We start from the raw sequence: 23,624 nt of genomic DNA on the forward strand, positions 1-23,624 counted from the left end.
CGCTCAGTCCAGTTATATCACGGTAGGACACCGCTGTCAGTTAAGATATCAGCATGCCTCGCCGTGCTGCTCAGCCCTCAGTCGAGATAGCCGAACTGCTGCCCTCGTGGGTGCTGGCCATGCGCGCTGAGCGCAAGGCGCCGCAGACGATCAAGTCCTACACCGACGGGGTGCGCGGGTTCATCGGATGGTGTGAGGCCAACGGCCACTCCCCTGCCCTCACGCGTGATCTGGTCAAGGGCTGGGTCGCCGATCTACTCGACGGGGGTGCCGAGCCCTCAACCGCCCGCGCCCGCCAGCTAGGAGTGCGCCGGTTCTCGGCGTGGGCGGCCGAGGAGGGCGAGTTCGATGTCGACCCCCTGCTCGGCCTCAAGGCACCGAAGCTGGACACGAAGGTCACGCAATCACTCACTGACGACGAACTGCGACGCCTGATCGCCGCCTGCAACGGCAAGGAGTTCCGTGACCGTCGCGACGAGGCGATCGTGCGCATGATGGCCGAGACCGGCATGAGGGCGGGCGAGGCCGTGGACCTAACCGTTGCCGACGTCGACCTGACCCGCGGCCTGGTGACGGTACGGCGCGGGAAGGGCGGCAAGGGCAGAATCGCCCCCATTGGACCGCACACGTGTCGCGCGATTGACCGGTATCTCCGAATGCGGCGCGGGCACCGTCTGGCCGACACAGATGCGCTCTGGCTCGGCGACCGCGGCAAGAACGTCACCTACTACGCCCTGCACAAGACACTGAAGTACCGCGCCGAACTGGCCGGCCTGAAGGGCTTCCACCCACACCTCCTGCGACACACCGCCGCATCGCGCTGGCTGGCTGCAGGCGGCTCGGAGGGCGGCTTGATGGCCGTGGCCGGATGGTCGACCCGCGACATGATCGACCGCTACACGCGGGCCACCGCCAGCGAACGTGCCGCGGCCGAGGCACGCGAGCTGGGACTTGGGGAGCTGTGAGCATGAACGACGACTTGGTTGATCCCCCCGGCCGGGCGCTGCTGGTTGCGCGGCACACCAGTTGCCGGAAGGTGGCGGCGAAGTTCTGGGTCAATGGCGCCGGCGCCAGCGGGACGTGGGAGCGATACCCCGCGCACCGCAACGGCTGCACCTGCAGCCCCGAGCCAACCCTACCGAGTGGAGAGCAACTGGCCGCCGCGATTGCGGAGGCCCGAACCCGCCCCGCGCCCGCTGACCCCACCCGAGCAGCACTCCCCATTCCCTGCTGACCGCGAGCACAAATTCCTGCGCCAGCGCCGCTTGCACAGCGTTGGCACTAGAATTGTGCCAACGGCTCCGTCGATCGAGATGCACGCGCTGGCATCACTGATCACCGCGAGGGAGAGCGCCTTGCAGACCGAAAGGTACTGCGATGGCTGCTGCCAAAAACCTGTCACCCCAAATGCGCTCGCTGCGCGCTTCGCTCGCCTCCAACACCTCGTGGGCGCATACCGAGGATCGCGCCGCCCGCACCGCCGCGGCCCGCGCCGCGGCCATGGACCGCTTCGAGCGTGAAGTAGACCCCGAGGGTGTACTCACCCCCGCCGAACGAGCAAAGCGCGCCGCCAACGCTCGCAAGGCGCACTTTCAGCGCATGGCCTACGCGTCGGCCAAGGCGCGCCAGCGTCGCAAGGGCAACGCCGCATGACCGCCGCCGAATCGTCGGATGCCCAAGAGCCGCAATGGCGTCACGCCGCTGACCTCGCCGCGCGCCGCCTGGCCGCCGAACGGGCGGCCGCTGATCCGACCTACTACGCGAAATGCCCGCGCGGTATCCGCATGTTGGCCGACCACATCCGCGCAGGCGGTGAAGGGTGAAGCGCAGCAACGTCATTGACCGCACGAGGTGCGCAGAGGACGCGATCCTGGCCGCTGCGGCCGAGCTCGGCTATCGGCTCGCGATCCCTTGCGAACGCTGCAATCGCAGCCTGACTCATCCCGAGTCCGTCGCCGCCCGGCGTGGGCCGCACTGCAGACGTTCGTCCTGAGGGGAATCCAAGTGCCTGCATCCAAGAAATCCGACCAGCCGGTCGACGAGAACCGCGCGAAGTACCGGCAGGGCCAGGCTGACAAGTTCGCTTGGATCAAGGCCGTCGGTGCCGACCGCGAGCTCAGTGACGCCGCCGCGCGCGCGCTCATCCTCTGTGCGGTCACCGAGGCCGGCGGCAAGGGCTACTGGCTCGGCAAACGGCAGCACCTGGCCGAGGTCTGCGGAATGACGGTACGCAAATTCGATCGCGCCATTGCCGAGGGTGTCGAAATGAATTACCTCAGCACTGACCCTGATCCGGAAGATCGGCGCGCGCGTCAGTACCACATCATTTCGGTGGAAGATCGTATCGGTTTGTTCTACTCATTCGAACGCGAATGGAAATGGAAGTGCCAGCGGGCGGCGGAGCGGGAACGCCAGGAACAGTGCGAAGCCGAGAAAAAGATTCGTGAATGGCTGGCCGCTGAAGATCGAGTGCGTGCGCAGTGGTTCGCGGCTGAAGTGCGGGCAGCCGACAAATTTCAGCGTCCAATCTTCGACATGCTGACCACCTGCGGCTGGGATGGGGACAGGGCATTCACCACCGCCCAGCAGGCCTGGTGCGCACACCAGTTGGGGCGACTGCCCGCAGAGATGGTCCAGAAGCTGATCGCCGCAGTCACCGCGCAGGAGTTCCCGCCGCCCGAGCCGTGGCCACCGATGCCGATTGCAGCGGCCGCCGGCGGCAACGATTGTGTCGAATCTGACAACTATCGTGTCGAATCTGGCAACTATCGTGCTGAAAATGGCAACTATCGTGCCAAATCTGACAATTTAGTTGCCAACCCCGACGCTCTGACCAGCGCAGACGCGCCAAGCCCTTGCGCGTTAAGTCTTTCAAGTCGTTCAAGACTTGAAAGTACTTCAAGCTCGCGCACTACGGAGCGCGCCGGTGGCGCGCCCTCCGTGCGCTCGCAAGATAATCCCCAACCCAGCGGCAGCGGTGACGCGCTGGCGGGCCACGGGAGCGCGCAAGCGCGCTCAACCGCTCCACCGGCCGACGTGGACTGTGACCTGTGCGATGACGACGGCATCGCGCGCAGCCTGGACGGCGGGCACCAAATTTGCCTTCTTACCCTCGCCGACGATGACGACTATGAAGAAATCATGGAATATCCATTCCTTTGCCGGCATTCACTTCAGGAAAACATCGGTGCTATTCTGCGAATAGTTGCGCACGGAAAGCTCTCGCCTAATTGGACGGGATACGGCGCAGCGATCGACGGTGACGAAGATATCGATGCGCCGGAAACGTGCGAGGAACCGAATATACTAATCAGTGACGGCAATTCGCCAGATTTTCGGACGACGGGAGAAATTCATGTGTGACAACTGCTGGACGTTGACGCGCAAATGGCCGCGGGCTATCCCCGGCCACGTTATCTCTGAGGTGACTTGGGCCGACGGCAGCGTCGACTGGCACCTGTTCACGACGGGCATGGAATGGGACCGGGTTATCCAACCGGCCGCGCCCACCACGCCATCACACGAACGACTTGGGCCGCTGTCACCCGAGGATCAGCAGCGGGTTACCGCTGCGCTACTGCGGCACCGACTGCCGTAGGACACCACCACACGAAAGGTTGATGACCAATGGGAAATTTCGAACCGATTACACGCCCCGACGACGAGATCAACTTAGTGCCGCAGAGTTTCGACTTCGCCTACCTCGGCCATCGGGCCGGCCAGGACGCGCTGGCGCTACGGATCGTCGACCCCAGCGTCGGCCCCGTCGCACTCGTCATGACGGCCGCGGGTGCTCGCTGCGTCGCCGAGCACCTGGCCGGAATGGTTGAGCAGGTGGTCCACCTGCGCGCCGAGTGGGACGCCCGCACCGGCGACGAAGGGAATACCTATGTCTGACACCGATACCACCGAGCCCACGATCAACGCGGACGCGCCGGAAGGCGCCGCCGCGGTAGATGGCACACCCGGGGCCGAGAACGCCACGGAGAACGCTGATCCGGCCGAGGACGGCGAAACCCGTGGACGGGCCGCCCGCTACCGGGAACGTGCGCAGGCCGCCGAAGCGCGTATCACCGAGTTCGAACAGCAGACCGCGGCGCAGGCCGCGACGATCGAACGCCTGCAACGGATGCACGTCGAGCAGTCGATCAGCGCGACCGGCGTCAAGCCGGCGGCGGTGTTCGCGGTAGCCGAACTGGCCAGCCTGCTCGACGACACCGGCCTGCCGGACGCCGAGAAGATCACCGCGGCTATCGCCACCGCGCGCGAACAGCTTGGCCTGGAACGCCGGCCGGCGGCGCCGCTGCGACAGCAGGGCATGCGTTCGGGTGCCGCTGCGCCCCAACCGAAGAAAACCGGCTGGGACAACTTCGTTGGCGCGCTGCAGCGACAGGACAAGTAGGCGCGGCTACCCGTAGCCGGTATGGGGTATACTGGTCACCGACGCGCGCGTAAGTGGCAAGGCGTAATCGCCGCCCGAATCGTGTAGCGGGACAACGTTCTATTGTTCTGCGCGCGCTGTCGGCTGCCAGGTGCCGCGCCTCATCCACAGGAGCCACCCATGGCAACCATTACCACTACGACCGCCGATTTCGCCTGGCGGCCAGATGAATCCACCTTCGCGCCCGCGGACATCGTTCCCGCCGCGCTCATCCTGCAGACCTCGACCGTCAGCGGCGACATCAACGGCGACCAGCCGAGCCTGCACGTCGGCTTCGTGGTCGATGCGGAATCGGCCGAATACATCGCCGAAGGTGCGCCGATCACCGACGACGAACCCGGCCTCGATGAAGTGCTGGTCAAGACCAAGAAGGTCAGCCGCCTGGTCACGTTGTCCAGCGAGCAGTTCGACAAGCCCGAAACGGCGACACAGGTCGCGCTGAGCCTGGCCCGCGACATCATCCGCAAGGCCGACGCCTCGTACCTCGGTGACAACGGCACCGGCGGCGCCCCGATGGGACTGCTGCACCACACCGAAATCGTGGACGGCGATCCCGTCGCCGGCAACCTCGACGCACTGATCGACCTCATCGCGGTGCTCGAGCAGAACGGCGCCACGCCGTCGGCGATCGTGACGAGTCCGCCGGTATGGGCCGCGCTGCGGCGCCTGAAGGTCGGCGGCTCGAACACCAACGAGAGCCTGCTCGGCGCCGGCACCACCGATGCGACCCCGATGCTGCTGTCGCTGCCCATCCTGCGCAGCCGATTCATCCCAGCGAACTCCGGTCTGGTCATCGACAAGTCGGCCATCGCCTCGGCGGTTGGCCCGGTCAAGACGGCGGTCAGCGAGCACGCCAAGTTCGCCAACGACGCGGTCGTCCTGCGGGCAACCTGGCGCATCGGCTGGAACCTGGTGCGACCCGAGCGCATCGGCCGCTTCGTCGTGGACGAGGGCGGCAGCTAAAGACCGGTCAGGCGCGCCACCCAACCTCGCGCACGGGTGGCAGCGGCCGACCAAACTGCCCGCCGGGCGTGTGGCTCCATCAACCGGCTGCGCGCCCGGTGGGCAGGCAATCGATCAACAGTGACCAGGGCGATGTGGCATTGCATATCTATTCATCGACGGCGTATAACTTCGAGCGCACACGCGGTCGGACGCCCCCGCTCATCGAACGGGCGTTCGAATGTGGGTGGGGAGCCCTCTGAGCTGCGACGATGGGCCACGGCCGATACTTAGTGTCCCTAACTGTGTGCAGAATTCGGACTTTCGGCTGCGTCAATATGGAACACATGTTCGAATCAACTCGTACCCGCGGTGCATAAATATGCAGTTACGGATACCGACAACCTCGCAGAAAGAGTGTCACATGATCACCACCGAACAGACAGAAGCTTGCCTTCTCGAAGTCCATCGATCGGTCATAACCGATCGCGGCGCGGCGTGGGACGCCCTGCGGGCGGGCGGGCGCGTACTGCCGGTTGATGGCTCTGACTGGGAGCTGCCGCTGGCGCACGCCTACGGGGAGACTTACCCGGCTCCTGCAATGTTTTTCACCCGCCGCGAGGACGTCGCGGCCGCGCTCATCGATCCGAACCTGACGGCGCCCCTGAGCCTCGGCGTGATCAACGGATACCAGGTCCTGCCCGACCTCGCGTGGATGACCGACGAGGGCCGGCGCGTTCTGACCACGGCCATCGACCCTCGCTGGTCGCGCCGGACCGCCGCGCTGTTCACACGCGTCGTGACCGGCCTGTTCGATCGGATCGCCGAACGCGGGCGGTGCGAGGCGATGGCCGAAGTGTGTTCCCCGCTCTTGGATTACCTGTGGTACTCGATGTTCTACTTGCCGACCGACGCCTACCCGCCGCCGAGTCTGCGGGACCTCGTCGCTGTTCGACGCGCCCAACCGGGCACCACTGACCTGATCACGCGGATCATTACCGTCGCACCGCAGATCACCGACGACGAGGTGTTCGCCCTTGCCGTCTTCTGCTACCACGCCGCGCGCTCGGTCGGTCACATCTTCGGGTTCGCGCTACTCGAGCTGGCGCGGCGCCCTGACCTCGCCCGGCGCCTGCGTGAGAATCCGCACGAAATACCGGTTTTCGTCGAGGAGGTCATGCGTACCGAAGTGCCGGCGCCGTGGGTGTGGCGGGTGGCCAGCGCGCCGACCAGGGTCGGTGACGTCGACCTCCCGCAAGGCACCTGCATTGCACTCGCATTGGGTGCCGCCAACTGCGAAGGCGACGGCGGCAACAACGTAAACGACTCCACCCGTAAGCATTTCGGACTCGGAGCCGGCCAAAGCCGCTGCCGGGGCAACCACCTGGTCCGCGCCGCACTGCGAGGGGCGCTCAACGAATGGCTCACACGGGTACCGACGTTCACCCTCGCACCTAATCAGGACCCCCTGCGAGTCTGGGGCCGCGAGGCCGAGCCGACCAACAATGTGAGCCTGGCCGTCTCGCTGCGCGAGCTCAAGCTGCAGTGGTGAAACAGGTCCTACCGTTTACGATCGAACCCGACGTCACACGTTCCGATGCTGTAGCAGCGCAGTGGTTTACCAGCGGCCCTATGGCGCGGCGGCTCAAAACCTTGGGCAGGTGGCAGAATCCGCTTTCAAAGGCGTGTTGATCGCCACCTGCATGCGGGGACATCCAATAGCATCGAGTAATGCCGGACGCGCCCGAGCCGCTTTGGGGAGGGTTCGTGGTTTGGGTCGGGCCACAACTTGACCGCGGGCGCTGGGCGCACACCGTCTATGTCTTACCGGTTGCTGCTGCGGCCGCAACCGGGCTCGCCGGAAAAACTCATGGCGGGGCCTGCGCGGCATGGTTTTGCGCGGGGCTCGCAATGCTGGCGACAGCTGCGTTCCTGACGATCGTCCGCGAGTCCTACCGCTCGCGGCTGCGGGTTCAGGATGATGACGTCGCCGCGGCGCAGATTGTGGCTTTGCGAGACGCGCTCAGGCCAATCGTTGAGGCGATTGCGGGGATGCACACGTTGACCACGGTCGCGCGCCACGAGAGGGCGAACAGCATCGCTCAGAGAAGCGCTGATGCCCTCGCGCTGGTGATGCAGAACGGTATCCCGGGCTTCCGCTCTGTCGTTTATCGACAAAATGACACGGAGGGAGTGCTACAGGTCTTGGCGCGTGCTGGGCGCAGCCAGCGTGAACCTCAAGAGTTTCGACGCGGTGACGACCGGGGCAATGCAGCCTTCACCACCATCTCTCGACGCGAGCCATGTTTTGTCAGAGACGTCGAGGATGATCAAGAAGTGGCAGTGCTAGACGGTGCGTATTCGGGAACACGGATCGGGTATAGAACGTTCATTGCAGCGCCGATTGCTGATCGACAACGAACATACGGAATGGTGACGGTGGACGCCCCAAACCCGGGGGATCTGTTGCGGTCCGACCAGCACTTGGTCATGCTCGTGGCAGACCTGCTGGCGATCGCTTTTTCATCGGTGCACGAGCCGTGACCAGTACAATCGACACGGAAGGGGTGTGACGACATGTACGAACGGATACAGGCTAGCGGTGGAGAAGAACGCCGCGAGGCCGATATTTCGTCGCCGGCGGCGGTTGAGCGAATCTGGCGAGATGCGCGCGAGCAGGCCCGCCAGGAAAGCGTCGACCGGGAGCGCCGGGCAGCCCGTGGACGGTTCGGTTTTTCAGATAGCCGCTAGGCCAGTCTGGTTTCTTCCTCGGCTGTCTTTGGCTTCCCGAGGTTCGGGCCGTGCAGTTCCCGGCATTTGGCGCAGTCGGACTCATTTCAGTACCAGGACCCTCTGCCGGTTGTGGGACGAGCGCATGTGAGTGTCATCCGCTGACAGGCAGGCGGCCCCCGGGGGCGCCGCCAAGCTCGAAGGCGCGACTGTCGCCGGATGATGCGGTATCCGGTGAGTGCGCGTAACTGTAAATGGGGCGGCCAGCGGCCGGAAGATTAAGAGTTCGAACAAATTGTCGAAGAATGGGGCTTTACTCGCCCAAGTTGACAACGTTCGTTGCTATCTTCAGCTCCGATGCAACAATCCTCAGGCCAGAGCCCTGGGGACCCTGGACCTGAGGTTTGCGCCTACGTGCCTGTAGATAAGCCAAGCTATCAGGTAACCGAGGCGCCCGTACACCGAACGGGCAGATTCGGGCCGCGCTCGTGACCAGGGCAATCCCTTTATGTTGCATCAGAAGGGAGACAGCCGTTATGGCTGTTGGAATGATCGCCCACACGGGCGATGTGTGCCCCGTGAGTGGGGTGTGGCGGTCGCTGGACATGCGGCCGACCACGGCACCGATCGCTCGTGGCAACCGGATGCCGCCGCACGACGGCGGCGCGGTTGATTGGCAGCTGATTCAGCTCGCCTGACCGGGCGCCGAAATTGGGGTGGCACTCGCCTTCGGGTGGGTGCCACCCCTCTTTCGTGCACGGGTATCCCGGTGGTGCGCAGCCTTTCAGCGGCGGCCGGCCAGCGCTTCGCGCAGTTCGGCGGCCAGGAACTCAAGCACCTCGATCGCGTCGGCGACGACTGCAGGATCGTCACAGGTTCCGCCGTCGAAACCGTCGACACTGTGCACGTACCAGGTGACCGAGCCGTCGGCCGCGACGTTGCGCACCAGTGCGCCATGGGCGGTCTCGTTGGCGATTTCGGCGACGTCGTGGGTGACGAAACCGTCGCCGCTGTGCACCGCGGCGGGCGGGACGTCTGGGCGAATGATGGTGGCGGTCATGGTGATGCATCCTTTCTGGCTCAGCTCAGTCAAGGATATTTGCGCCGTCACGCTACGTGGCGAACTGCATATTTGCAGCTCATGGACACCGTATATCGATTCCTACTGCGCGACTACCTGGACTAACGGCTCAGCAGTACGTCTACCACCGCGGCCGGGCGAGACAGCAGCGGGGAGTGACCACCCGGCAGTTCGACGATCTGGGCGCCGAGTCGTTCGCGGGCGACCCGCCGTGACCAGTCCGGCCCCACGAACTGGTCCTCGTTGCACACGACGTAGGTGCACGCCACATGCGGAAACTCCGCCAGCGCGAACGGCGCCAGGTTGGGGTAGGCCGCCTGGGGCCGAAGCCGGTCAAGCGCGGCTTCCGCTGTGGCGTCGTCGCAATCAGCACAGATAAGGGTCCGGGCTATGTCCCGGTCGACCCATCTCGTCCGCAGCTGATCATCCGGTTCGCTGAGGCCGCTCAGCCAGACTGGATTCAGCATGTCGGTCTCGTTGGCCACCTGGTCCGCCAGGCTGCGACCGATGTCCGGCAGCAGCGCACACAGGTAGACGAGGTGCCGGACCGGACGGCGAGCCGCGACCAACGGAATCGTGTGACCGCCGAGCGAGTGCCCCACGACCACGACGTCGTCGTCACAGCCTCCCAGTGCCTGGCACACCTCGTCCGCATACGTCTCGAAGCTGGCCGAGCCGTCTTCGATGGGTAGATCCACCGCGACTGCCTCGTGGTCGGCCTGCCGCAGCAGTGCAGCCACTTCGTCCCACGACCACGCCCCCAGCCAGCCACCGTGCACCAGCGCAAAAGTCGCCACCGAACCACGGTAACGACTTTCAGCCGCCGCCCAACAGTGCCACCCGCACGCCCTTGGAGTACTGCGAGTCGCGCAGCTCGATCGCAGCGGGCAGGGTTCCGGTCGGGACGTCGAACGCACACTTGACGAGCACCTTTTTGCCCGGACCGACGGTGACGAGGTCCGCGGGTGAGTCGAGGTTCATCGCGTTCCCGTAACTCTTGCCCGCGGGGTCCCTGAGCGTCTGGTCCTGGCAATACACCGATCGCGGCCGATCGCCCTTGTTCCCGACCGCGAGGTTGACGACCACGAAGACTCCTTGCGCGGTCCGGTGGCCGGTCTGCGGGACCCCGAGGTTGATCGCCGTCACGGTGAAAGCCAGGTCGCCGACCCGGACTTCGTCGTTGAGTGACGGGTTGGAGGCGTGGGGCACGTCCAGGCAACCCGAGGCCGCCAGGGCTACCAGAGCTGCCAGGGTCCACACCACAGCGGTGTTGCTGCGCACCCCAGCACAGCTACCAGCAGATCCCGCACGGGTAAAGCGGCGCGCCCTCGTACTGTGTCGCCCATGTCAGCGAACCGCCACAACATCCCCTCAGACTCCGGGTTCGAACCGGTCGTCGGCTATTCCAGAGCGGTGCGTGTCGGCCCGTTGGTGGCGGTGGCCGGCACTACCGGCGGCGGCGACAGCCTGGCTGCGCAGAGCCGGGATGCGTTGCGCCGCATCGAAATTGCCCTCGGCGAGGCCGGAGCCACGCTGGCCGACGTCATTCGCACCCGCATCTATGTGACCGACATTTCCCGGTGGCGCGAAGTGGGCGACGTACATGCCGAGGTGTTCGGACAGGTCCGTCCGGTCGCCACCATGGTCGAGGTGTCGGCGTTGATCGCACCCGAGCTGCTGGTGGAGATCGAGGCCGACGCTTACGTCGCGCCCTGAGCGCCGCGTAGCGCCGGGAAACTACCGTCAGCCGCCGGCGGGTAGGCCACCGCCTTGATGACCGCCTGGACCGGCAGTGGGCCATACAGATGGGGGAAGAGCATCGATTCCGGGTCGGTCGGCACTCCCGGCTCCCATCGCACGGGCGCGTCGAGAGCCGCGGCGTCGAGATACAGCAGCATCATGTCGCCGCGGTCGCGGTAGAGCCGATTGGCCGGTAGGTGAACCTGCTCGATGGTCGACAGGTGGACGAACGCCTCGGCCTCCGGGCCGGCGGCCTCGGGCGGGAAGAAACCCCGGTGCTGAGCGCCGGACCACTCCCGCTCAGAGCACAAACGCACCAGTACAGCGGCAATTTCCGACACGGTGATTACCCTGCCCCATTTGTGGGCAAATATTCGTGAGAAACGACACACCTCATAACGGTCAGGGAACAAGGCGAAAACTCTGAACGTCTGACAGAGTGAAATTATCGCCAGAACGGAGGAGCCATGAACGCAACTCTGACCAGTCCCGAGCTCACTCGAGCGGACCGCTGCGATCGCTGCGGTGCCGCCGCCCGGGTCCGCGCCAAGCTGCCTTCGGGCGCTGAGCTCCTCTTCTGCCAGCACCACGCCAACAAGCACGAAGCCAAGCTGGCTGAGCTGGCGGCGGTGCTGGAGGTCAGCGGCCAGTAATTGCCGCAGAACTCGCCCGGCCCAATGTCGCGCGTGCGAGGTCTGATGGGCAATGCTGGACGGGTATGAGCGACCAGGTCCCGAAACCCGCCCGCCACCATGTCTGGCAAATAAGCCGTAGGACGCTGTCCAAGGCGTGGGACGATTCGATTTTCTCGGAATCAGCGGAAGCCGGTTTTTGGACCTGTCTCTCGACGCCCCCGCTATTGCTGGGCATATTGGGCACATTGGCCTGGGTCGCGCCGCTATTCGGCGCGGACACTCTGCCCTCGATCATCAAGAGCACGCTGTCGACGGCCCGGAACTTCTTCTCTCCCAACGTCGTCAACGAGATCATCGAGCCGTCCATCCGCGACATCACCACCACTGCCGGCGGCGAGGTCGCCTCGCTGGGTTTCCTCATCTCGTTGTGGGCAGGCTCGTCGGCTATCTCATCCTTCGTCGACGCCGTGGTGGAGGCCCACGATCAGACGCCGTTGCGTCATCCGGTCCGGCAGCGGTTCTTCTCGCTGTTCCTGTACATCGTGATGTTGGCGTTCGTGGTCATCACGGCGCCGGTGGCGGTGGTGGGCCCGCGCAAAGTGAGCGAGCACATCCCGGTAGGTCTGCAGAATCTGCTGCACTACGGCTACTACCCGGCGCTGATCCTCGGTTTGATGGCCGGAGTGACCGTGCTGTACCGCGTGGCGCTGCCAGTGCCGCTGCCGACGCACAGATTGATACCGGGCACCGTGCTGGCCTCGGTGGTGTTCCTGGTCGCGACTCTCGGCTTGCGCTTCTACCTGCGGTGGATCGGCAGTACCGGCTACACCTACGGTGCACTGGCCACGCCGATCGCGTTTCTGCTGTTCGCGTTCTTCGGCGGCTTCTCGATCATGATCGGCGCTGAGTTCAACGCCGCCATCCAAGAGGAATGGCCGGCACCGGCCACGCACGCGCACCGCCTGCGGAACTGGGTCCTGCGCCGCACCGCCGCGCTGTCGGGCTCGGCGGACCCGGCGCCACCGCAGCCCAACACCGCGGCGATGGAACCGGCCGACCCGGTGGAACCGAAGGCCTGATCAGCCCTTCTTGAGCCGCTCGTAGATCTGCTTGCAGTCGGGGCACACGGGCGAGCCCGGCTTGGCGGCCTTGGTGACGGGAAATACCTCGCCGCACAACGCGACAACGTGATTGCCCATGACCGCGCTCTCGGCGATCTTGTCCTTCTTGACGTAGTGGAAGTACTTCGGCGTATCGCTACCGGTCCCGTCGTCGGTGCGTTCGCGGGTATCGGTGCGCTCGATCGTCTGGGTGTCCATCCCTCATATTCTGCCTCCTGGCCTGCCACCAGACACCGGGGAAACCGGAATCGGCTGAGTGTGCAACAGTGGATGTATGAAGCGGGGCCCAGAGTTCGACGGCTTCGACCAAGAGGGCCGGCCTGTACTGATCACTGCTGCCGCACCGTCCTACGAGGTGCAGCATCGCGCGCGGGTGCGTAAATACTTGAGCATCATGGCTTTTCGGATACCGGCACTGCTGCTGGCCGCTTTCGCCTACGGCGCGTGGCACAACGGTCTGGTCTCGCTGCTGATCGTGGCGGCCTCTATACCGTTGCCGTGGATCGCCGTTCTGATCGCCAACGACCGGCCGCCGCGCAGTGCCGACGAGCCACGGCGCTTCGAGCCCGCCAGGCATCGCACGCCGTTGTTCCCGACCGCCGAGCGCCCGGCGCTGGAGCCGCGCCCGCACTTCGCACCGCGGCCTGATCCGCAGACGATTGACCCGGACGGTTCCGACTAACCGTCCCTCTCGCGCCACTTCTCAGGACATTCTCAGGTCAGCGCCGCATTTGTGCACGTCACGGGGTGTGAGATGAGGATCGGGTGGGAACTCAACCGGCGGGCTTCTCGTTAACCACATGACAAGACAAGCCAATCGGGAGGGCGCAATGGCCGAACTCACTACACGGGCCACCACAAGCCGGTTCGACGGCGATCTGGATGCTCAAAGCCCAGCTGCAGACTTGGTGCGCGTGTATCTGAACGGCATCGGAAAGACGGCGTTGCTCAACGCCGCCGACGAAGTCGAGTTGGCCAAGCGCATCGAGGCCGGGCTGTATGCCGAGCACCTGCTGGAAACCCGGAAGCGCCTCGGCGAGAACCGGAAACGCGATCTCGCCGCGGTGGTTCGCGATGGTCAGGCCGCCCGTCGTCACCTGCTGGAAGCCAACCTGCGACTGGTGGTGTCGCTGGCCAAGCGCTACACCGGCCGCGGCATGCCGCTGCTCGACCTGATCCAGGAGGGCAACCTCGGTCTCATCCGGGCGATGGAAAAGTTCGACTACGCAAAGGGATTCAAGTTCTCCACGTACGCCACGTGGTGGATCCGACAGGCCATCACCCGCGGCATGGCCGACCAGAGCCGCACGATTCGGCTTCCCGTCCATCTTGTCGAGCAGGTCAACAAGCTCGCGCGGATCAAGCGGGAGATGCACCAGAATCTGGGCCGCGAAGCCACTGACGAGGAGCTGGCCGAGGAATCCGGTATCCCGATCGAGAAGATCAACGACTTGCTCGAGCACAGCCGCGACCCGGTGAGCCTGGACATGCCGGTCGGCTCCGAGGAGGAGGCCCCGTTGGGTGACTTCATCGAGGACGCCGAAGCCATGTCCGCGGAGAACGCGGTGATCGCCGAACTGCTGCACACCGACATCCGCAGCGTGCTCGCCACGCTCGACGAACGCGAGCATCAGGTGATCCGGCTGCGTTTCGGTCTGGATGACGGCCAGCCGCGCACCCTGGACCAGATCGGCAAGCTGTTCGGCCTGTCGCGCGAGCGGGTTCGCCAGATCGAGCGTGACGTGATGTGCAAGTTGCGCCACGGCGAGCGGGCCGACCGCCTGCGGTCGTACGCCAGCTGAGGCGTCGCCCAAGCCCATTTGGCAAGCTTGGTACGAGACGGTGTGCCCGCCGCGCATGCGCGGCGGGCATACTGCTGCGGTGGGGCGTTTCGGACAAACCACTGGCGCGGCTGGCGAAGTAGACTCGGCGGCAACGGAGGATGCTGAATGAACGACCTGGTCGATACCACCGAGATGTACCTACGGACGATCTACGACCTCGAGGAAGAGGGCGTAACGCCGCTGCGCGCCCGCATCGCCGAACGGCTCGAGCAGAGCGGGCCGACCGTCAGCCAGACCGTCTCCCGGATGGAACGCGACGGGTTGCTCCGCGTCGCGGGCGACCGGCATCTCGAACTCACGGACAAGGGCCGGGCGCTGGCCATCTCGGTGATGCGCAAGCACCGCCTCGCTGAGCGCCTCCTGGTCGACGTCATCGGATTGCCCTGGGAGGAAGTGCACGCCGAGGCATGCCGGTGGGAGCACGTGATGAGCGAGGACGTGGAGCGCCGGCTGGTCAAGGTGCTCAACAACCCGACGACGTCCCCGTTCGGCAACCCGATTCCCGGACTACTGGACCTCGGTGTCGGCCCGGACTCCGGCGCCGACGACGTCAGCCTGGTGCGGTTGACCGAACTCCCGCCCGGATCACCGGTTGCCGTCGTGGTCCGCCAGCTCACCGAGCACGTGCAGGGCGACATCGACCTGATCGCCCGCCTCAAGGACGCCGGCGTGGTGCCGAATGCCCGCGTCACCGTCGAAAACGGCCAGAGCGGCGGGGTAACCATCCTCATTCCCGGTCACGAGAACGTCACCCTGCCGCACGAGATGGCGCACGCGGTCAAGGTCGAGAAGGTCTGACCCCGTCCGGTCAGCCCGCGCGTTGGCCGAAGGTCTGCCGCGGCGGCAATCGCACGCCGAGTTGCTCGGCCAGCCGATAGCCCGTACCGCCCAGCCGCCGAATGTCCGTGGGCCGCAAGCCTGATTGCAACGCCTGATCCAGCATCCCTGCCATCCGATGACCCGGGTCGCAGCGCAGCGCCGCGTCCAGCGACAGACCTGCCAGCGGTCCATCGCCGCGCACATAGGCGCTGAACGCCAGCAACACCAACGCCTCCACCCGCCACGGCTGCGGCAGCAGGCGAGCCAGCAAGACCCACAGCGACTCCGCCGCATCCGCGTCCTCCCCCACCGCGAGCGCGTACAACGTGTCACGCACCTGGACATCGGTCAGCGCGCAACCCACCTCGGCCAACTCAGCGTCGGACAGCGATTCCCCGTCGTCGACCCGCGCAGCCGCCGCCATCGCGTTCTCCACATCGCGGCGGCTGCAGCCGGCGGGGTCTGCGTGGTGCTCGATCTCGCGGGCGCTCGCGGCCCGTTCCACCACCGGCGTCAGTGCCGCGCTGCGCAGCGGGTCCAGCGCGATCACCGCCTGCAGATCGGCACGTCGTGAATAGAGGCGGCGGCCTTCCAGAACCGCCGCCGCAGCAACCGGTGACGCCGAGGGATCGTCGATCTCGCCGCCTGCGCCGCAACCGTCGACGCAGTGCCAGCGGCCGCCCGCGACGATGTGATCCACCACATGCGCCGCGTAGTGCTCGATGCCGTACTCCGAGAGAGCATCGGTGAGCGCTTCGCACAACTGACGGTGCTCCTCGTTGCATCCCGGACACGCCGCACCCTCGGCGTCGACGATGACCGCGATCACCCTGTCCGGATCTGCCGCTGCAGCGACCTTGACCAGGTCGTCCACCCGGTCGAGCAGTTCGTCGGACAAGTCGGCCCGCACCACCGCCCCGAGGGCCCGGCCCTCGAAAGTCACCAGCACCAGCGATTTCTCCGGTACAAAGCCGAGGATCGCCGGTAGCGCCGCGATCAGCCTGCCGGGGCTTTTCAGTTCAAAACCAGGTCCATGCGTCGTCATGGCGTCCACGGTGACGACACCCACCGTCACTGTGTGCTCGCGCAACGTGATTCAGCCGCCCGCTTGTGGAGAAAGTCGCGACTGTGGGCTTTATCGTCTACACATGACTTCGATGCGCGAGTACGACCTGGTCGTTATCGGATCCGGGCCCGGCGGCCAGAAGGCCGCCATCGCAGCGGCCAAATTGGGCAAGTCGGTCGCCATCGTCGAGCGTGGCCGGATGGTCGGCGGAGTGTGCGTCAACACCGGCACCATCCCGTCGAAAACGCTGCGCGAGGCGGTCGTCTACCTGACCGGAATGAGCCAGCGCGAACTCTACGGCGCCAGCTACCGGGTGAAAGACAAGATCACCCCCGCCGACCTGCTGGCACGGACCCAGCACGTGATCAGCAAGCAAGTCGATGTCGTTCGCTCGCAACTGATGAGAAACCGCATCGACCTGGTGCTCGGGCACGGCCGATTCATCGACCCCCACACCGTCCTGGTGGAGGAAGACGCCCAGGGCGAGCGCGTGACGGTCAGCGGTGACTACATCGTCATCGCCACGGGAACCAAACCCGCACGGCCATCCGGAGTCGAGTTCGACGAGCACCGGGTACTGGACTCCGACGGCATCCTGGACCTGCGGTCGCTACCGGCGTCGATGGTCGTCGTCGGCGCGGGCGTGATCGGCATCGAGTACGCGTCGATGTTCGCCGCGCTCGGCACGAAGGTCACCGTCGTAGAGAAGCGGGACACCATGCTCGACTTCTGCGACCCGGAGATCGTCGAGGCGCTGAAGTTCCACCTGCGCGACCTGGCAGTGACGTTCCGGTTCGGCGAGGAAGTCACCGCCGTCGATGTCGGCTCGTCAGGGACCGTCACCACCCTGGGCAGCGGTAAGCAGATCCCCGCGGAGACGGTGATGTACTCGGCGGGCCGCGAAGGCCAGACCGAGCATCTGGGCCTGGAGCAGGCCGGCCTCGAAAGCGACCATCGCGGAAGGATTTTCGTCGACGACCAGTTCCGTACCAAGGTCGAACACATCTACGCCGTCGGGGACGTCATCGGATTCCCGGCGCTGGCCGCGACCTCGATGGACCAGGGCCGGCTGGCTGCCTACTACGCCTTCGGCGAGCCGACCGACGGCATCACCGAACTGCAGCCAATCGGGATCTACTCGATTCCCGAGGTGTCCTATGTCGGCAAGACCGAGGTTGAGCTGACCAAGGACTCGGTTCCCTACGAGGTGGGCGTGTGCCGGTACCGGGAACTGGCCCGCGGCCAGATCGCCGGCGACTCCTACGGCATGCTCAAGCTACTGGTGTCCACCACCGACCGCACGCTGCTGGGTGCCCACATCTTCGGTACCAGCGCCACCGAGATGGTGCACATCGGGCAGGCCGTCATGGGCTGCGGAGGCACCGTCGACTACCTGGTGGATGCGGTGTTCAACTACCCGACGTTCTCGGAGGCCTACAAGGTCGCCGCGCTGGACGTGACCAACAAGATGCGCGCGCTGCACCAGTTCCGGCGCTAGTGGCGATCGCGAGCGCGGCGCAGCCGGGCGCTGCGGGTCGCCACCAGTATTGACAGTGGCGATCGCAAGCGCGGCGCAGCCGGGCGCTGCGGGTCGCCACCAGTATTGACAGTGGCGATCGCGAGCGCGGCGCAGCCGGGCGCTGCGGGTCGCCACCAGTATTGACAGTGGCGATCGCAAGCACGGCGCAGCCGGGCGCCGCGGGTCGCCACCGTTTCGGCTCGCGTGGCGTCAGCAGGTGTCGTCGTAATCGGCCGGCGGGCTGTCACCGGGACCGCCGGCTTCGGCACGGGCCAACAGTTGCCTGGTGTTCTCGTCGAAAGGCGCTGAATACGAGACACTTTCAGTACACCCGCCGCCTTCGAATCCACCGACCACTCCGACGACCGTCGACCCGCTGATCCAGGGCGCGCCACTGGTTCCGTCGACGAGTCCTTTGCACGGCACGGACGGAAACCCGCCATCGGTGACGCCGGTGGTGCCTTCGCAGGCAACGGGCCGGCCGCCGACGCCGGCGGGGTACCCCGTCACACTCACCCGGCTGCCTGCCGCCGGCGCGGTGCCCAGCGACAGGGCTGCGCCGGCCCGCCGCTCCACCGATCCGGTGCCGCTGACCTTGGCGATCGCGTAATCCGCGTGCGGATCCCGGCTGGCGATCCAGCGAGCGTCGAAGAAGACCTCGTCGACGGTGAAGGTGTCGGTGGTCGTCGCCTCGCCGGCAAAACCGGGAACGAAGGTGGCGTCCATCTCCCCAAGCAGACAGTGCGCGGCGGTCAGCACCAGGTCACCGCCCGCGGAATGCACCACGGACCCGGTGCAGACGTGCAGGTTGCCGCCCTCCCGGGAAACGCCGCGAAATATCGCGCCCACCCGCGGATCCGGTACCGCGCTGCCGGGTTCGCTGAGGCGCTGCACCGAACTTTCCGGCTTCGGCGCCGGGCTACCGGTGACGGAGGCCTGATGAGCAGGCCGGGCGCATGACGTAACTAACACCGCCAGGCTTACCGGCAGGCACAGAACCGCCGCGACAGTGCGCATCGAGATACATCATGCCTGACAGCGGGCCCTGGCAAGCGAATAGAAACTACGCCCCGTGCGTTGATAAGTGGGGCAGCAAAAGGCCCGGGTCATCGATAATGAAGAGCCGCATCGATTGAGGGACACTGGACAGGGCACCCTGGAGAGATCTTGCGAGACCCCGAGAGGAGGCAGCACCGATGTCCGACCACTACGACCCCGAAGAGGCGCAGGAGTACCAGCCAGGACAACCCGGCATGTATGAGCTGGAGTTCCCGGCCCCTGTGTTGTCGACGTCCGACGGCCGCGGTCCGGTGTTGATACACGCCCTGGAGGGCTTCTCTGACGCCGGTCACGCTATCCGGCTGGCTTCCCGGCACTTGCGGGCGGCGCTGGACACCGAACTGGTCGCGTCGTTCGCCATCGACGAACTACTGGACTACCGCTCGCGGCGACCGTTGATGACGTTCAAGACCGACCACTTCACCAATTACGACGACCCGGAGTTGAGTCTGTACGCGCTGCGCGACACCATCGGCACGCCGTTTCTGTTGCTGGCCGGCATGGAGCCGGACTTGAAGTGGGAGCGGTTCATCACCGCGGTGCGACTGCTCGCCGAACGGCTCGGGGTGCGCCAGACGATCGGACTCGGCACGGTCCCGATGGCCGTTCCCCACACCCGTCCCGTCACGATGACCGCACACTCCAACAACGCCGACCTGATCGCGGACTTCCAGCCGTGGATCTCCGAGATCCAGGTTCCCGGTAGTGCATCCAATCTGCTGGAATACCGCATGGCACAGCACGGGCACGAGGTCGTCGGGTTCACGGTGCACGTCCCGCACTACCTGACGCAGACCGACTACCCGGCCGCGGCCCAGGCGTTACTCGAGCAGGTGGGCAAGACCGGTTCGCTGGAGTTGCCGCTGACGGCACTCACCGAGGCGGCCACCGAGATTCGGGCCAAGATCGACGAACAGGTGCAGGCGAGCGCGGAAGTCGCTCAAGTGGTGGCCGCACTCGAGCGCCAGTACGATGCGTTCATTGACGCTCAGGAGAACAGATCCTTACTGACGAACGACGAGGACCTGCCTAGCGGCGATGAGTTGGGCGCCGAGTTCGAGCGGTTCCTGGCTCAACAGGCTGAGAAGAAATTCGACGACGACGACAACGCGAAGTAACCGCTTCCGACACGCCTACCCGGCCCGACAACGAGGTTGCCGACATGACCGAGCGGACGCGTACTCTCCGCCCGGTGCGAGAAGTGACATCCCCGTCACTGCAGTTCCGCACCATCCACGGCTACAAGCGGGCGTTCCGGATCGCGGGTTCCGGTCCGGCGATCCTGCTGATCCACGGCATCGGCGACAACTCGACCACTTGGACCGGTGTGCACGCCAAGCTCGCCCAGCGATTCACCGTCATCGCCCCGGACCTGCTGGGCCACGGCAAATCCGACAAGCCGCGCGCCGACTACTCCACCGCGGCCTACGCCAACGGCATGCGGGACCTGCTCAGCGTGCTGGACATCGAACGGGTGACGATCGTCGGTCATTCCCTCGGTGGCGGCGTTGCGATGCAATTCGCTTACCAGTTCCCGCATTTGGTCGACCGGCTGATCCTGGTGGGCGCCGGCGGTGTCACCAAGGACGTCAACATCGCATTGCGGTTCGCCTCGCTGCCGATGGGGGCCGAGGCGCTGGCGCTGCTGCGACTGCCGATGGTGCTGCCCGCGGTGCAGGTACTGGGCCAGTTGGCGGGACTCGCGCTCGGTTCCACGGCCATCGGCCGCGATCTGCCCAATATGCTGCGGATCCTCAACGACCTGCCCGAGCCGACGGCGTCCTCGGCGTTCACCCGCACGCTGCGGGCCGTGGTGGACTGGCGCGGTCAGATCGTCACGATGCTGGACCGGTGTTATTTGACCGAGGCCATCCCGGTTCAGATCATCTGGGGTGAGAAAGACTCGGTGATCCCGGTTCGGCACGCCCATATGGCGCACGCGGCAATGCCCGGGTCCCGGCTCGAGATCTTCGAGAATTCCGCCCATTTCCCCTTCCACGACGACCCCGCCCGATTCCTTGACATCGTGCACCGGTTCATCGACACCACCGAGCCACCCGAATACGATCAGGCAGCCCTGCGCGAGTTGTTGCGCAGCGGCGGCGGTGCCCGCACTGTGTCCGGGCCGACGGACACCCGCGTCGCCGTCCTCAATGCCATGGGAGCCGACGAGCGCAGCGCCACCTGATCGATGTGCTCGTATCGACCCGTAGGGTCGGGCCATGAGCATCGACGTCACCGTGCTGCGGGTATTCACCGACCCGGACGGAAACTTCGGCAACCCGCTGGGTGTGGTCGACGCCAGCCTGGTCAACCCGGGTGACCGCCAGCAACTCGCCCACGAATTGGGTTACAGCGAGACGATTTTCGTTGAACTCCCCGCCCAGGGGGCAACGACCGCGCGCGCGACCATCTACACCCCCCGCACCGAACTGCCCTTCGCCGGCCACCCGTGCGTCGGGGCGTCGTGGTGGTTGCGGCGACGTGGAACGCCGATCAACACGCTGCACCTGCCCGCCGGGTTGGTGCGGGTAAGTTACTCCGGCGAGTTCACCGAGATCAGCGCGCCCGCGGAATGGGCGCCGGAATTCGCCATCCACGATTTCGATTCACCGGATGCGGTGCTGCAGGCCGATCCCGCCGATTTCCCCGACGACGTCGCGCACTATCTGTGGGCGTGGACGGATCGAGAGACCGGGTCGGTGCGCAGCCGGATGTTCGCGTCGAACCTCGGTGTGACCGAAGACGAGGCGACCGGCTCCGCGGCGGTGCGGATCACCGAATACCTCAGTCGGGACCTGGTGATTACGCAGGGCCGTGGGTCGCTGATCACGACGACGTGGAGCGCGGAGGGATGGGCGAAAGTCGGCGGTCGCGTCGCCGATGACGGTGTGCGGCAGGTGAACTGACGCTCAGCTCTGCCGGTGCAGCACTGCGGCCAAATGGTGCTGCTCGGGCTGGCCAACGGCGCCCATCCGCAGGGAGTAGGACAGTTGATCGCCGTCGATGCGGAAGGAACGGCTCAGGGCGGTCACCTCTTTGGCGGTCGGCGTGAGCCCGATGTCGATGGTTGCCAGCTCGATCTCGATGACGTCACCGGCCACTGAGTAGGAACCGACTTCGATCTCGGTGATGCCGCTCGGGTGAGCGAGGACCAGTTCGACCCTTCCCTGCTGCGGTACCCGCAGGTAGCCGGTCTCGGCGTGCAGGGGTTTGCCGTCGGCGGGAGCTTTAGTCTTCTGCCCGTAGACCAGAAACGGTTTGCCCACGTGCGTGAAAACCACCTCTTCGAGGTAGTCGAAAGGTTCGATCGTGGGGTACTCGCCAGCACCCCGTCCTGTCCAGGTGCCCAGCAGGGGCTCCAGCGCTGCGAGATCGGGGTGGAGTTCGACGGGCATCTATCGAGCCTCAGCCCGGAGTCGACACGTTGCGATGGGCACGCAGGGCCTCGATCTCCCGCTCGAAGTCGTCGGCCGACGAGAAGGACCGGTAAACCGACGCAAAGCGCAGGTACGCCACCTCGTCGAGGTCGCGCAGCGGTCCCAGGATGGCAAGACCGACCTCGTTACTGGGCACCTCCGGACCTGCGGCCCGCACCGAATCTTCGACCTGCTGGGCCAACAGGTTCAGCGCATCGTCGTCTACCTGGCGGCCCTGGCAGGCCCGGCGCACGCCGCTGATCACCTTTTCCCGGCTGAAGGGTTCGGTAACGCCGCTGCGCTTGACGACGGCGAGCACCGCGGTCTCAACGGTGGTGAACCTGCGCCCGCACTCGGGACACGAGCGGCGCCGGCGGATCGCCTGGCCTTCATCGGTCTCCCGGGAATCGATCACTCGCGAGTCGGGGTGCCGGCAGAACGGGCAGTGCATAGCCGCTCCTTTGCCGCGCCTGACTTCGGGGTACCGCAGAACCACCCCGAGAGTACCTGTGCGCCACCGGCGTGGCCACCGCTGGCACGATCAGTCCAGCAGCAGGTGGAGACGACCGAGCAAGGTTGGCGCAGAGCGCAATTCGTCCCGCTCCCCGCGGGTTCACCCGATCGGGGCGATCAACGTCTGGCCGGCGGCGACTGCGTTGGAGTCCAGCGCGTTGAGATTGCGGATCCGTTCCACCACCTCGCGCACCGGGGCGCCGGGCGCGACCCGGGTGGCCAGTTGCTGCAGCGACTCACCGGGCTCCACGCGCACCACGGCGAGTGCAGCCGGTACCTGCGCCGACGCGCCGGCCGGTTCGTCGTTCAGCACACTCCCGAAATTGGCCATCAAGCCCAGCCACAGCGTGATGATGCCGGCGAGCAGCGCCAGCCCCATCGTCGTCAGCACCGAGACCGGACGCCGCCGGTGCGACGCCGTCGACATCGCCACGCCGGTGCCGCGGTAGTGCATGGGCGCGCCGGCCGGACGGGTGGGGCCGGGCCGGTTTGACCGGATCTGCCCGCCGCGATATGTAGGCGACTCGTCGAACGGCCTGTTGGCAGGCCTGTTCACCAGCCTCTGCGCGTTCCAGGTGCGCTGCGGGCCCGCGTAGCTGATCGTCATGTCGTTGCCTCCGGTCGACTAAATATCGCTCGTGTGTTCGACCCTAGTCGCTCACATGTTCGATATCGAACATCTGAGCGAGGCGTGT

General features: G+C 65.8%; 32 protein-coding genes. 22 read left to right on the forward strand and 10 right to left on the reverse strand.

Going from position 1 to position 23,624, the window contains the following annotated elements:
* The first annotated feature begins 53 nt into the window (after positions 1-53).
* From ACNQS7_RS07660 to ACNQS7_RS07715, 12 genes are all read left to right on the forward strand, one after another.
* Positions 54-965, forward strand: a complete 912-nt coding sequence (locus tag ACNQS7_RS07660; protein ID WP_418012093.1) for a tyrosine-type recombinase/integrase — start codon at positions 54-56, stop codon at positions 963-965.
* Positions 966-967: 2 nt separating this feature from the next.
* Positions 968-1,234 (forward strand): hypothetical protein, encoded by a 267-nt coding sequence (locus ACNQS7_RS07665; RefSeq protein WP_418012094.1) that lies wholly within the window; start codon positions 968-970, stop codon positions 1,232-1,234.
* 143 nt (positions 1,235-1,377) lie between these two features.
* On the forward strand, positions 1,378-1,653 hold the full coding sequence (locus tag ACNQS7_RS07670) for a hypothetical protein (protein WP_418012095.1): 276 nt from the start codon (positions 1,378-1,380) through the stop codon (positions 1,651-1,653).
* A complete protein-coding gene (locus ACNQS7_RS07675) occupies positions 1,650-1,823 on the forward strand; it encodes a hypothetical protein (RefSeq protein ID WP_418012096.1) in 174 nt (57 codons plus the stop codon). Before ACNQS7_RS07670 ends, ACNQS7_RS07675 begins: the two co-directional genes overlap by 4 nt.
* Positions 1,820-1,993: a DUF6011 domain-containing protein gene (locus ACNQS7_RS07680; RefSeq protein WP_418012097.1), complete on the forward strand. Its 174-nt coding sequence runs from the start codon at positions 1,820-1,822 to the stop codon at positions 1,991-1,993. Before ACNQS7_RS07675 ends, ACNQS7_RS07680 begins: the two co-directional genes overlap by 4 nt.
* Positions 1,994-2,004: 11 nt before the next feature.
* Entirely contained in the window at positions 2,005-3,363 is a 1,359-nt protein-coding gene (locus ACNQS7_RS07685; protein WP_418012098.1) for a hypothetical protein, read from the forward strand.
* 264 nt (positions 3,364-3,627) lie between these two features.
* On the forward strand, positions 3,628-3,897 hold the full coding sequence (locus ACNQS7_RS07690; RefSeq protein WP_418012099.1) for a hypothetical protein: 270 nt from the start codon (positions 3,628-3,630) through the stop codon (positions 3,895-3,897).
* Positions 3,890-4,402, forward strand: a complete 513-nt coding sequence (locus ACNQS7_RS07695) for a hypothetical protein (RefSeq protein WP_418012100.1) — start codon at positions 3,890-3,892, stop codon at positions 4,400-4,402. The genes ACNQS7_RS07690 and ACNQS7_RS07695 overlap by 8 nt, the downstream gene beginning before the upstream one ends.
* A 159-nt stretch (positions 4,403-4,561) precedes the next feature.
* Positions 4,562-5,404, forward strand: coding sequence for a phage major capsid protein (locus ACNQS7_RS07700; protein WP_418012101.1), 843 nt, complete (start codon positions 4,562-4,564; stop codon positions 5,402-5,404).
* Between the two features lie 403 nt (positions 5,405-5,807).
* On the forward strand, positions 5,808-6,935 hold the full coding sequence (locus ACNQS7_RS07705; protein ID WP_418012102.1) for a hypothetical protein: 1,128 nt from the start codon (positions 5,808-5,810) through the stop codon (positions 6,933-6,935).
* A gap of 179 nt (positions 6,936-7,114) precedes the next feature.
* Positions 7,115-7,927 carry a GAF domain-containing protein gene (locus tag ACNQS7_RS07710; protein ID WP_418012103.1) on the forward strand — a complete coding sequence of 271 codons (813 nt, stop codon included), beginning with the start codon at positions 7,115-7,117 and terminating at the stop codon, positions 7,925-7,927.
* Positions 7,928-8,649: 722 nt separating this feature from the next.
* The gene (locus tag ACNQS7_RS07715) at positions 8,650-8,811 is read left to right on the forward strand and encodes a hypothetical protein (RefSeq protein ID WP_418012104.1); all 162 of its coding nucleotides are present in this window, start codon (positions 8,650-8,652) and stop codon (positions 8,809-8,811) included.
* A gap of 86 nt (positions 8,812-8,897) precedes the next feature.
* On the opposite strand, the gene ACNQS7_RS07720 is transcribed toward ACNQS7_RS07715, so the two are convergent.
* The 3 genes from ACNQS7_RS07720 to ACNQS7_RS07730 all read right to left on the reverse strand — a co-directional run bounded on the left by ACNQS7_RS07720 (position 8,898) and on the right by ACNQS7_RS07730 (position 10,475).
* Complete coding sequence (locus ACNQS7_RS07720) at positions 8,898-9,173, reverse strand: hypothetical protein (RefSeq protein ID WP_418012105.1); 276 nt, start codon at positions 9,171-9,173, stop codon at positions 8,898-8,900.
* A gap of 122 nt (positions 9,174-9,295) precedes the next feature.
* Positions 9,296-9,991, reverse strand: a complete 696-nt coding sequence (locus ACNQS7_RS07725) for an alpha/beta fold hydrolase (protein WP_418012106.1) — start codon at positions 9,989-9,991, stop codon at positions 9,296-9,298.
* A 19-nt stretch (positions 9,992-10,010) separates the two neighbouring features.
* Positions 10,011-10,475 (reverse strand): DUF4352 domain-containing protein, encoded by a 465-nt coding sequence (locus tag ACNQS7_RS07730; RefSeq protein ID WP_418012107.1) that lies wholly within the window; start codon positions 10,473-10,475, stop codon positions 10,011-10,013.
* Between the two features lie 63 nt (positions 10,476-10,538).
* Between ACNQS7_RS07730 and ACNQS7_RS07735 the strand changes: the two genes are divergently transcribed.
* Positions 10,539-10,910 (forward strand): RidA family protein, encoded by a 372-nt coding sequence (locus ACNQS7_RS07735; RefSeq protein WP_418012108.1) that lies wholly within the window; start codon positions 10,539-10,541, stop codon positions 10,908-10,910.
* Here ACNQS7_RS07735 and ACNQS7_RS07740 read toward each other — a convergent pair.
* On the reverse strand, positions 10,895-11,275 hold the full coding sequence (locus ACNQS7_RS07740; protein WP_418012109.1) for a DUF952 domain-containing protein: 381 nt from the start codon (positions 11,273-11,275) through the stop codon (positions 10,895-10,897). The two genes, ACNQS7_RS07735 and ACNQS7_RS07740, sit on opposite strands and share 16 nt — an antisense overlap.
* A 126-nt stretch (positions 11,276-11,401) precedes the next feature.
* Between ACNQS7_RS07740 and ACNQS7_RS07745 the strand changes: the two genes are divergently transcribed.
* Entirely contained in the window at positions 11,402-11,587 is a 186-nt protein-coding gene (locus ACNQS7_RS07745; protein ID WP_055578419.1) for a DUF7455 domain-containing protein, read from the forward strand.
* Between the two features lie 65 nt (positions 11,588-11,652).
* Positions 11,653-12,648: a YihY/virulence factor BrkB family protein gene (locus tag ACNQS7_RS07750; protein WP_055578418.1), complete on the forward strand. Its 996-nt coding sequence runs from the start codon at positions 11,653-11,655 to the stop codon at positions 12,646-12,648.
* Here ACNQS7_RS07750 and ACNQS7_RS07755 read toward each other — a convergent pair whose 3' ends face one another.
* The gene (locus ACNQS7_RS07755; protein ID WP_055578417.1) at positions 12,649-12,888 is read right to left on the reverse strand and encodes a DUF3039 domain-containing protein; all 240 of its coding nucleotides are present in this window, start codon (positions 12,886-12,888) and stop codon (positions 12,649-12,651) included. It lies immediately after the preceding gene.
* A gap of 76 nt (positions 12,889-12,964) precedes the next feature.
* Between ACNQS7_RS07755 and ACNQS7_RS07760 the strand changes: the two genes are divergently transcribed.
* The 3 genes from ACNQS7_RS07760 to ACNQS7_RS07770 all read left to right on the forward strand — a co-directional run bounded on the left by ACNQS7_RS07760 (position 12,965) and on the right by ACNQS7_RS07770 (position 15,332).
* Positions 12,965-13,372 carry a DUF3099 domain-containing protein gene (locus tag ACNQS7_RS07760; RefSeq protein ID WP_055578416.1) on the forward strand — a complete coding sequence of 136 codons (408 nt, stop codon included), beginning with the start codon at positions 12,965-12,967 and terminating at the stop codon, positions 13,370-13,372.
* Positions 13,373-13,520: 148 nt separating this feature from the next.
* Positions 13,521-14,492 (forward strand): sigma-70 family RNA polymerase sigma factor SigB, encoded by a 972-nt coding sequence (gene sigB / locus ACNQS7_RS07765; RefSeq protein ID WP_055578415.1) that lies wholly within the window; start codon positions 13,521-13,523, stop codon positions 14,490-14,492.
* A 147-nt stretch (positions 14,493-14,639) separates the two neighbouring features.
* Complete coding sequence (locus ACNQS7_RS07770) at positions 14,640-15,332, forward strand: metal-dependent transcriptional regulator (RefSeq protein ID WP_055578414.1); 693 nt, start codon at positions 14,640-14,642, stop codon at positions 15,330-15,332.
* 10 nt (positions 15,333-15,342) lie between these two features.
* Here the strand turns inward: ACNQS7_RS07770 and ACNQS7_RS07775 are convergent, their stop codons facing one another.
* Positions 15,343-16,398, reverse strand: a complete 1,056-nt coding sequence (locus tag ACNQS7_RS07775; RefSeq protein WP_418012110.1) for a DUF4192 domain-containing protein — start codon at positions 16,396-16,398, stop codon at positions 15,343-15,345.
* A 112-nt stretch (positions 16,399-16,510) separates the two neighbouring features.
* Between ACNQS7_RS07775 and sthA the strand changes: the two genes are divergently transcribed.
* Positions 16,511-17,917, forward strand: a complete 1,407-nt coding sequence (sthA, locus tag ACNQS7_RS07780) for a Si-specific NAD(P)(+) transhydrogenase (RefSeq protein ID WP_418015925.1) — start codon at positions 16,511-16,513, stop codon at positions 17,915-17,917.
* A 231-nt stretch (positions 17,918-18,148) separates the two neighbouring features.
* Here sthA and ACNQS7_RS07785 read toward each other — a convergent pair whose 3' ends face one another.
* Entirely contained in the window at positions 18,149-18,955 is an 807-nt protein-coding gene (locus ACNQS7_RS07785) for a trypsin-like serine peptidase (protein WP_418012111.1), read from the reverse strand.
* A gap of 179 nt (positions 18,956-19,134) precedes the next feature.
* On the opposite strand from ACNQS7_RS07785, the gene ACNQS7_RS07790 reads away from it, so the two are divergent.
* The 3 genes from ACNQS7_RS07790 to ACNQS7_RS07800 are packed head-to-tail and all read left to right on the forward strand — an operon-like array spanning position 19,135 to position 21,906.
* Positions 19,135-20,115, forward strand: coding sequence for a proteasome assembly chaperone family protein (locus tag ACNQS7_RS07790; protein WP_418012112.1), 981 nt, complete (start codon positions 19,135-19,137; stop codon positions 20,113-20,115).
* Between the two features lie 44 nt (positions 20,116-20,159).
* Positions 20,160-21,185 carry an alpha/beta hydrolase gene (locus ACNQS7_RS07795; RefSeq protein WP_310785753.1) on the forward strand — a complete coding sequence of 342 codons (1,026 nt, stop codon included), beginning with the start codon at positions 20,160-20,162 and terminating at the stop codon, positions 21,183-21,185.
* Positions 21,186-21,219: 34 nt separating this feature from the next.
* Complete coding sequence (locus ACNQS7_RS07800) at positions 21,220-21,906, forward strand: PhzF family phenazine biosynthesis protein (protein WP_418012113.1); 687 nt, start codon at positions 21,220-21,222, stop codon at positions 21,904-21,906.
* 3 nt (positions 21,907-21,909) lie between these two features.
* On the opposite strand, the gene ACNQS7_RS07805 is transcribed toward ACNQS7_RS07800, so the two are convergent.
* From ACNQS7_RS07805 to ACNQS7_RS07815, 3 genes are all read right to left on the reverse strand, one after another.
* Positions 21,910-22,395, reverse strand: a complete 486-nt coding sequence (locus tag ACNQS7_RS07805; protein WP_418012114.1) for a peroxynitrite isomerase — start codon at positions 22,393-22,395, stop codon at positions 21,910-21,912.
* A 10-nt stretch (positions 22,396-22,405) separates the two neighbouring features.
* Entirely contained in the window at positions 22,406-22,867 is a 462-nt protein-coding gene (gene nrdR, locus ACNQS7_RS07810) for a transcriptional regulator NrdR (protein WP_065048736.1), read from the reverse strand.
* Positions 22,868-23,029: 162 nt separating this feature from the next.
* Complete coding sequence (locus tag ACNQS7_RS07815) at positions 23,030-23,536, reverse strand: LysM peptidoglycan-binding domain-containing protein (protein ID WP_418012115.1); 507 nt, start codon at positions 23,534-23,536, stop codon at positions 23,030-23,032.
* Between the last annotated feature and the right edge of the window lie 88 nt (positions 23,537-23,624).

Origin of the sequence: Mycobacterium sp. 23 (genome assembly GCF_048287075.1) — a bacterium.
Lineage (GTDB): Bacteria > Actinomycetota > Actinomycetes > Mycobacteriales > Mycobacteriaceae > Mycobacterium > Mycobacterium gordonae_B.

What these genes read in the sequence shown, in the direction of transcription:
- ACNQS7_RS07770 (WP_055578414.1), top strand. Translation starts at nt 14,640, where the DNA reads ATGAACGACCTGGTCGATACCACCGAGATGTACCTACGGACGATCTAC.
- ACNQS7_RS07665 (WP_418012094.1), top strand. Translation starts at nt 968, where the DNA reads ATGAACGACGACTTGGTTGATCCCCCCGGCCGGGCGCTGCTGGTTGCG.
- ACNQS7_RS07700 (WP_418012101.1), top strand. Translation starts at nt 4,562, where the DNA reads ATGGCAACCATTACCACTACGACCGCCGATTTCGCCTGGCGGCCAGAT.
- ACNQS7_RS07745 (WP_055578419.1), top strand. Translation starts at nt 11,402, where the DNA reads ATGAACGCAACTCTGACCAGTCCCGAGCTCACTCGAGCGGACCGCTGC.
- ACNQS7_RS07720 (WP_418012105.1), bottom strand. Translation starts at nt 9,173, where the DNA reads ATGACCGCCACCATCATTCGCCCAGACGTCCCGCCCGCCGCGGTGCAC.
- ACNQS7_RS07755 (WP_055578417.1), bottom strand. Translation starts at nt 12,888, where the DNA reads ATGGACACCCAGACGATCGAGCGCACCGATACCCGCGAACGCACCGAC.
- ACNQS7_RS07790 (WP_418012112.1), top strand. Translation starts at nt 19,135, where the DNA reads ATGTCCGACCACTACGACCCCGAAGAGGCGCAGGAGTACCAGCCAGGA.
- ACNQS7_RS07735 (WP_418012108.1), top strand. Translation starts at nt 10,539, where the DNA reads ATGTCAGCGAACCGCCACAACATCCCCTCAGACTCCGGGTTCGAACCG.
- ACNQS7_RS07695 (WP_418012100.1), top strand. Translation starts at nt 3,890, where the DNA reads ATGTCTGACACCGATACCACCGAGCCCACGATCAACGCGGACGCGCCG.
- ACNQS7_RS07800 (WP_418012113.1), top strand. Translation starts at nt 21,220, where the DNA reads ATGAGCATCGACGTCACCGTGCTGCGGGTATTCACCGACCCGGACGGA.
- sigB (WP_055578415.1), top strand. Translation starts at nt 13,521, where the DNA reads ATGGCCGAACTCACTACACGGGCCACCACAAGCCGGTTCGACGGCGAT.
- ACNQS7_RS07815 (WP_418012115.1), bottom strand. Translation starts at nt 23,536, where the DNA reads ATGACGATCAGCTACGCGGGCCCGCAGCGCACCTGGAACGCGCAGAGG.
- ACNQS7_RS07775 (WP_418012110.1), bottom strand. Translation starts at nt 16,398, where the DNA reads ATGACGACGCATGGACCTGGTTTTGAACTGAAAAGCCCCGGCAGGCTG.
- ACNQS7_RS07710 (WP_418012103.1), top strand. Translation starts at nt 7,115, where the DNA reads ATGCCGGACGCGCCCGAGCCGCTTTGGGGAGGGTTCGTGGTTTGGGTC.
- sthA (WP_418015925.1), top strand. Translation starts at nt 16,511, where the DNA reads ATGCGCGAGTACGACCTGGTCGTTATCGGATCCGGGCCCGGCGGCCAG.
- nrdR (WP_065048736.1), bottom strand. Translation starts at nt 22,867, where the DNA reads ATGCACTGCCCGTTCTGCCGGCACCCCGACTCGCGAGTGATCGATTCC.
- ACNQS7_RS07675 (WP_418012096.1), top strand. Translation starts at nt 1,650, where the DNA reads ATGACCGCCGCCGAATCGTCGGATGCCCAAGAGCCGCAATGGCGTCAC.
- ACNQS7_RS07795 (WP_310785753.1), top strand. Translation starts at nt 20,160, where the DNA reads ATGACCGAGCGGACGCGTACTCTCCGCCCGGTGCGAGAAGTGACATCC.
- ACNQS7_RS07660 (WP_418012093.1), top strand. Translation starts at nt 54, where the DNA reads ATGCCTCGCCGTGCTGCTCAGCCCTCAGTCGAGATAGCCGAACTGCTG.
- ACNQS7_RS07670 (WP_418012095.1), top strand. Translation starts at nt 1,378, where the DNA reads ATGGCTGCTGCCAAAAACCTGTCACCCCAAATGCGCTCGCTGCGCGCT.
- ACNQS7_RS07750 (WP_055578418.1), top strand. Translation starts at nt 11,653, where the DNA reads ATGAGCGACCAGGTCCCGAAACCCGCCCGCCACCATGTCTGGCAAATA.
- ACNQS7_RS07805 (WP_418012114.1), bottom strand. Translation starts at nt 22,395, where the DNA reads ATGCCCGTCGAACTCCACCCCGATCTCGCAGCGCTGGAGCCCCTGCTG.
- ACNQS7_RS07690 (WP_418012099.1), top strand. Translation starts at nt 3,628, where the DNA reads ATGGGAAATTTCGAACCGATTACACGCCCCGACGACGAGATCAACTTA.
- ACNQS7_RS07785 (WP_418012111.1), bottom strand. Translation starts at nt 18,955, where the DNA reads ATGCGCACTGTCGCGGCGGTTCTGTGCCTGCCGGTAAGCCTGGCGGTG.
- ACNQS7_RS07715 (WP_418012104.1), top strand. Translation starts at nt 8,650, where the DNA reads ATGGCTGTTGGAATGATCGCCCACACGGGCGATGTGTGCCCCGTGAGT.
- ACNQS7_RS07760 (WP_055578416.1), top strand. Translation starts at nt 12,965, where the DNA reads ATGAAGCGGGGCCCAGAGTTCGACGGCTTCGACCAAGAGGGCCGGCCT.
- ACNQS7_RS07705 (WP_418012102.1), top strand. Translation starts at nt 5,808, where the DNA reads ATGATCACCACCGAACAGACAGAAGCTTGCCTTCTCGAAGTCCATCGA.